Below are 6,209 nucleotides of genomic sequence, written 5' to 3'. Positions count from 1 at the left end.
CTCGTATGCGTAAAATATCCAAGGTACTAAAAACATTGCGTATCAGTAGGGTTGGAATGCCCCGAATTCACGCTCGTGGAGAACACATAAGACTTGCTTGCAAGCTATGTTCGTGGAAACGAGAAGCCCCCACTTCAAGTAGACCGTAAGGTTAACTAAGTGGTGGGTAGTTCACATGGCCATCATTACACTCTCCTACGACGACGTTGACCGTTCCTGTCGTATCTCCAATTTCAGGGCTTTGGGCTAACATCTCTTTAACTGTACTTTGCAACACTGTGCCAACCGCAAGCGTATTCGTCAACATGATCGGCGATTCAATCGTTCCTAATTCGTCTACTTGTACGAGCCCTGCTGTTTTACCAAATCCGTTAATGACGTGACTCGCTCCGATCACTTTCTCACGAAATAAATTTCCTTCATGTGGTAGTATAGCCGTCACGCCTGTACGAATGACTTCTCCATCTTCTAAATCTTCTCGAATCGTTTCATGACCGACTGCCACACCTTCAACATCTGTAATGCAATTATGTACACCGGTCGGTAAATGACCGATTGTTATCCCGTATTCTCTAATTTTCATGTCATTCCTCCTAAAAAAACTCCTACCTTCAGTATATCGAACTGAAAGTAGGAGTACTTTATTATTTACTGCGGTTCGCCATTAAATCTGAACCTGTTAATTCAGACATTTCGATCCCTTTCATCGGCTCGCCAAGGCCTTTAGAAAGTTCCGCAATTAATTGATAATCTTGATAGTTTGCTGTCGCTTCAACAATTGCACGCGCAAATTTTTCAGGGTTTTCTGATTTGAAAATACCTGAACCTACGAACACACCGTCCGCTCCTAATTCCATCATGAGCGCTGCGTCCGCTGGTGTTGCAACACCGCCTGCTGCATAGTTTGTGACTGGTAAACGACCTGCTTCTTTAATTTGTTTTAAAATTTCATAAGGTGCTCCGAGATCACGCGCTTCTGTCATTAATTCATCGTCATTCATACCGACGATTTTCTTCACGTGCGCATTAATCTCACGTAAGTGACGAACCGCTTCTACGATGTTTCCTGTTCCTGGTTCACCTTTCGTACGAAGCATTTGAGCGCCTTCACCTAATCGACGTGTCGCTTCCCCTAAGTTACGTGCACCACATACGAAAGGTACCTTGTATTCGCTTTTCAATAAGTGGAACTCTTCGTCTGCTGGTGTTAAAACTTCACTTTCATCGATATAATCGACATTCATCGCTTCTAACGTACGCGCTTCTGAAATATGTCCGATACGGCATTTTGCCATAACTGGAATTGAAACCGCTGCTTGTACTTCTTCCACGATGCTCGGGTTCGCCATACGAGCAACGCCCCCTGCTTTACGAATATCTGAAGGGACACGTTCTAATGCCATAACCGCTACTGCCCCTGCTGCCTCTGCAATTTTTGCTTGTTCTGCGTTAATGACGTCCATAATGACGCCACCTTTTTTCCATTCAACCATAATGATTCCCCTTTCTTTCATTAACTTTAGTATAATGAAATTTGACCACATTAAAATGACCAGTTAATAAGTATTTAACCAGGTCAGATAGGAGAGGTTGAATGGAATTTTTATTTATTGAACTTCAAAAAAATGACCAACCTTTATATGAACAAATTTACGAACAAATTCGAAATAAAATTACAGATAATGAACTCAAGCCAGGCGATAAACTTCCTTCGAAACGCAAGTTAGCCAGTTTTTTAGAAGTGAGTCAAACGACGATTGAACTCGCTTACGCACAATTACACGCAGAAGGGTATATCCGATCTGAAGCGCGACGAGGCTTTTTTGTAGAACAAATCGATGAACTTACTCCCGTCAGCGCACCTATCACAATCGCTCCTTCTTTAGAACAGGAACGTCCTTCTTACGATTACGATTTTTCTCCAGGTACGATTGATACGAGCGAATTTCCTTTTGCGACGTGGCGCAAGTATGCGAAAGAAATTATCGACGCCTCCTATCAAGACTTACTACAACTCGGACATCCTCAAGGTGATGTTGAATTGCGTTCTGAAATTGCCCAGTACATCGCACACTCACGTGGTGTACATTGCACTCCTGAACAAATTATTATCGGTTCAGGAACAGAACAACTCATGGCTCTTTTATTGCGTATGTTAGGGAATCAATCTCTCTTCGCAATTGAAAATCCAGGTTATTTACAAATGCATCCTGTGTTTGAACATCACCACCATCCGATTGTGCCGATCGATGTCGACCAAGATGGAATGATTGTCGAGCAACTCATTCAAAGCGAGGCGACCGCTGCATTCGTCACACCTTCTCATCAATTCCCGACAGGAGCCGTTTTATCCGCTTCACGCAAAGCAACTTTATTAAATTGGGCATATGCTCGAAAAGAACGCTTTATTGTTGAAGATGATTACGATAGTGAATTTCGTTACAGTGGACGACCGATTCCTGCTTTAAAAAGCTTAGATCAACATGGAAAAGTCATTTATATGAGCACTTTCTCTAAAGCCTTTATGCCTTCACTCCGTATGGCTTACATGGTGCTACCTCCTGCACTATATGAAACGTTTAAATATGATGTCATTCAATACGCAGCGACCGTACCACGATTCGACCAACAAATTGTCGCACGCTTCATGAAAAACGGCCATTTTGCCCGACATTTAAACCGGATGCGAACGGTTTATAAACGTAAAATGCAAACAGTCATCGATACTCTTTCTACTTTATCGCCTAAGCTTACATTTTTCGGAGAACATGCAGGGATGCACGTCATGATTCAATTAGAGGACGACCGGACAGAAGAGCACTTATTGTCATTAGCTCATAAACAAAATATCCGACTTATTGGCATTTCTCAATACTACGTGCAACGTACCGAGCAACGCCCTACTTTCTTACTCGGGTTCGGTGGAATCCCAAATGACCAAATCGAAAACGCGATTCACACTTTATGGCGAAGTTGGGACCTATCACTTTAGAAATTGTGTTGTCACCGCCCACCAATCTTTAAAGAAAACACCAATCCCTTGGAAAAACAATCGAAATGAACTCGTCATAGTCACGTCTTCTGCTGTGACGAGTGTGACATAATGACTTTTATCCACGATGTAATTGTATTCTTGCTTATCATCGTATGTAATATATGCATACCCGACGACTGTTCCAGCCTTCACAGGAGCTTCTAACGGCTCTTTTAACGAATAGGTAACTTCCACATGAGCTTCTCTCTCAGAATCACTAGGAAGAAGCGTACGGATCGATTCTGAAGCGATAATATCCACTTTCTTTTTTGTTCCGCGCAAAACAGGATAAGTTTCATAATTTTTAATTTGTGCACCTTCTTGAACTACTTCTAAATCGGTATATTGTAAAAACACATCATCCATCAATTGTTTCACGATGTCATATCGTGCTAATTCAGAACGGACTCCATCTGTTTTACTATCTAAAAGAACAGCGATTAAACGTTGCTTTCCTCGTTTCCCTGAAGCGACTAAAGAGAATCCCGCTAAATTACTCTCTCCAATCATCGCACTGTCAATATACGATATTTCATGAAGTTTACCTTCCAACATACTATTGCGATTTTCGTACGTCATATCATTCCATTGTAATTCCACGCGACTCATATCATCTCCGAGTAACGGATGAAGTTGATATGTATAATACATGAGCTCTCCTAAAGAACGTGCAGTTCCAACAGACTCACTTTCTGCATTTTCGATATCGCTTCCCATACGTATTAACAATTCACCCTTTTCTCCAGAAGCGTTCGTAAATAAAGTTTTCTCAAGTTGTAATTCTTTCGCTACCTCATTCATCCGTTTTACAAAAGCGGCTTCAGAACCATCAATTATTTCAGCAAATGCAACACTTGCGGCAGTCGATTGCATAATCGTTAACGCATCATACAATTGTTTCACCGATAATTGTGTACCTGCTTCAAAAGGAATATCAAAAAAAGACGCTTCTTCTGAAACCGCAGCTACGTAATCAGATACTTCATACATTTGCTCTTTCGTTAATTGGCCTTCTTCTAACTGCTGCAATACAATGTACAATGTCATCCATTTACTGAGTTGTGCAATTCCGTGCACTTCATCAATATTCGTCGCTTCTAAAATTGTCCCCGTATGCGTATCAATTAATAATGAACTATCACTTGTCGATTCAGCACTAGATTCTTCCTCTGCTCCTACCATTGTAGGGAAAGCCAATAAACTAATTAATAAGACCATGCCTACCCACCATTTTGGAATCATGAACGATTCTCCTTTCAAAAAAGCACCCTGACGAAAAATCGCCGGGTGCTGTCATTTGTTTATGAAATTGAATAGTTTGGAGCTTCTTTCGTAATTTGAACTTGGTGAGGATGGCTTTCACGAAGTCCTGCACCCGTCATACGAACGAATTGTGCTTCTTCACGTAACGTACGTAAATCACCCGTTCCGCAATATCCCATTCCTGCACGGATTCCACCGACTAATTGGTGAATCGTATCCGCTAAAGGCCCTTTATACGGCATACGACCTTCAATACCTTCTGGAACTAATTTTTTCGCATCATCTTGGAAATAACGATCTTTTGAACCTTGTTCCATCGCTGAAACTGATCCCATTCCACGATACACTTTAAAACGACGACCTTGGTAAATTTCTGTGCCACCAGGACTTTCAGTTGTACCAGCTAATAAGCTACCAAGCATGACCACATGGCCACCTGCTGCAAGTGCTTTTACGATATCGCCTGAATATTTAATTCCACCATCCGCAATAATTGTTTTACCATATTCACGTGCTACACCCGCACAATCATAAATTGCTGAAATTTGTGGCATTCCGACACCCGCTACAACACGTGTCGTACAAATAGATCCTGGACCAATTCCAACTTTGACAATATCTGCCCCTGCTTCGTAAAGAGCTTTCGTTGCTTCACCTGTCGCAACATTACCTGCTACAATCGCTAACTCAGGGTAAGTTTGTCGAATTTGAGCGACCATATCAATAACACCTTTTGAATGTCCATGTGCTGTATCGATTACGATTAAGTCTACTTCAGCTTCAACGAGCTTTTCTACACGTGTCATCGTATCAGAAGTAACACCAACTGCAGCACCTACAAGTAAGCGGCCTTGTTCATCTTTCGCAGCTGAAGGGTATTCGATTACTTTCTCAATATCTTTAATAGTGATTAATCCTTGTAAGATTCCATCATTATCAACGATTGGTAATTTTTCAATGCGGTATTGTTGTAAAATTTTCTCTGCGTCATCTAATGTCGTACCTACTGGGGCCGTCACTAAATTTTCTTTCGTCATAACATCATTAATTTCTGTCGAATAATCTTGAATGAAACGTAAGTCGCGGTTCGTAATAATTCCTACTAACTTTTTATTTTCCATCGTGTCTACGATTGGAACTCCAGAAATACGATATTTGCCCATTAAATGTTCAGCATCATATACTTGATGTTCTGGTGTTAAAAAGAATGGATTCGTAATAACCCCATTTTCAGATCGTTTAACTGTGACAACTTGCTCTGCTTGATCTTCAATGCTCATATTTTTATGGATGACGCCTAATCCACCTTGACGTGCCATTGCAATCGCCATACGTGATTCAGTAACAGTATCCATGCCAGCACTAATGATTGGAATGTTTAACTGAATCTTATCTGTTAACTTAACAGATAAAGATACGTCTTTCGGTAATACTTCAGATGCTCCTGGAATTAAAAGCACGTCATCAAATGTTAAACCTTCTCGTGAAAATTTAGTTTCCCACATTTCAAAATTCCTCCTACAATTGAATATTATTAAAAGATTAACAACCGTTGCGAAGATTGTCAAGTAGCGAAAGTCGAATACCTTAAATGTAAACGGATTCATTTGAACAAATAAAAAAACACGATGATTACATCGTGTTTTAATTGCTTGGCAACGTCCTACTCTCACAGGGGGATACCCCCAATTACCATCGGCGCTAAAGAGCTTAACTACTGTGTTCGGTATGGGAACAGGTGTGACCTCTTTGCCATCGTCACCAAACTTATATTGAATGAAATCATTCACTCAAAACTGAATAAAACTAACATCTTTCACAACGAATACTGTTTCATACTTATTATAGGTTAAGTCCTCGATCGATTAGTATCTCTCAGCTCCGTATGTCGCCACACTTCCACCCGAGACCT

General features: G+C 40.9%; 4 protein-coding genes, 1 rRNA gene and 1 pseudogene. 1 reads left to right on the top strand and 5 read right to left on the bottom strand.

Annotated elements, in window-relative coordinates; all coding sequences use genetic code 11:
* Positions 1 to 169: 169 nt before the first annotated feature.
* Positions 170 to 583 (bottom strand): annotated as a pseudogene (locus ACFQ0V_RS08475) (P1 family peptidase); the annotation flags it as partial.
* Positions 584 to 644: 61 nt separating this feature from the next.
* Complete coding sequence (gene pdxS, locus ACFQ0V_RS08470; protein WP_381012235.1) at positions 645 to 1,493, bottom strand: pyridoxal 5'-phosphate synthase lyase subunit PdxS; 849 nt, start codon at positions 1,491 to 1,493, stop codon at positions 645 to 647.
* 101 nt (positions 1,494 to 1,594) lie between these two features.
* On the opposite strand from pdxS, the gene pdxR reads away from it, so the two are divergent.
* Entirely contained in the window at positions 1,595 to 2,992 is a 1,398-nt protein-coding gene (gene pdxR / locus ACFQ0V_RS08465) for a MocR-like pyridoxine biosynthesis transcription factor PdxR (protein ID WP_381012232.1), read from the top strand.
* Here pdxR and ACFQ0V_RS08460 read toward each other — a convergent pair.
* The 3 genes from ACFQ0V_RS08460 to rrf form a co-directional block, all read right to left on the bottom strand.
* Positions 2,984 to 4,276, bottom strand: coding sequence for a D-alanyl-D-alanine carboxypeptidase family protein (locus tag ACFQ0V_RS08460; RefSeq protein WP_381012229.1), 1,293 nt, complete (start codon positions 4,274 to 4,276; stop codon positions 2,984 to 2,986). The genes pdxR and ACFQ0V_RS08460 overlap by 9 nt on opposite strands.
* A gap of 59 nt (positions 4,277 to 4,335) precedes the next feature.
* A complete protein-coding gene (gene guaB / locus ACFQ0V_RS08455; protein WP_381012228.1) occupies positions 4,336 to 5,802 on the bottom strand; it encodes an IMP dehydrogenase in 1,467 nt (488 codons plus the stop codon).
* 145 nt (positions 5,803 to 5,947) lie between these two features.
* Positions 5,948 to 6,063 (bottom strand): 5S ribosomal RNA (gene rrf, locus ACFQ0V_RS08450).
* Positions 6,064 to 6,209 lie beyond the last annotated feature (146 nt).

The organism is Savagea faecisuis (assembly GCF_042675605.1).
In the GTDB taxonomy this organism is placed as follows: domain Bacteria; phylum Bacillota; class Bacilli; order Bacillales_A; family Planococcaceae; genus Savagea; species Savagea faecisuis.
Note: the sequence above shows the minus strand (reverse complement) of the source record. Positions and strands in the feature narration are given on the sequence as shown.

Bases quoted from the DNA above. Each gene is read 5' to 3' on its own strand.
- pdxS (WP_381012235.1), bottom strand. From the start codon at position 1,493: ATGGTTGAATGGAAAAAAGGTGGCGTCATTATGGACGTCATTAACGCA.
- pdxR (WP_381012232.1), top strand. From the start codon at position 1,595: ATGGAATTTTTATTTATTGAACTTCAAAAAAATGACCAACCTTTATAT.
- ACFQ0V_RS08460 (WP_381012229.1), bottom strand. From the start codon at position 4,276: ATGATTCCAAAATGGTGGGTAGGCATGGTCTTATTAATTAGTTTATTG.
- guaB (WP_381012228.1), bottom strand. From the start codon at position 5,802: ATGTGGGAAACTAAATTTTCACGAGAAGGTTTAACATTTGATGACGTG.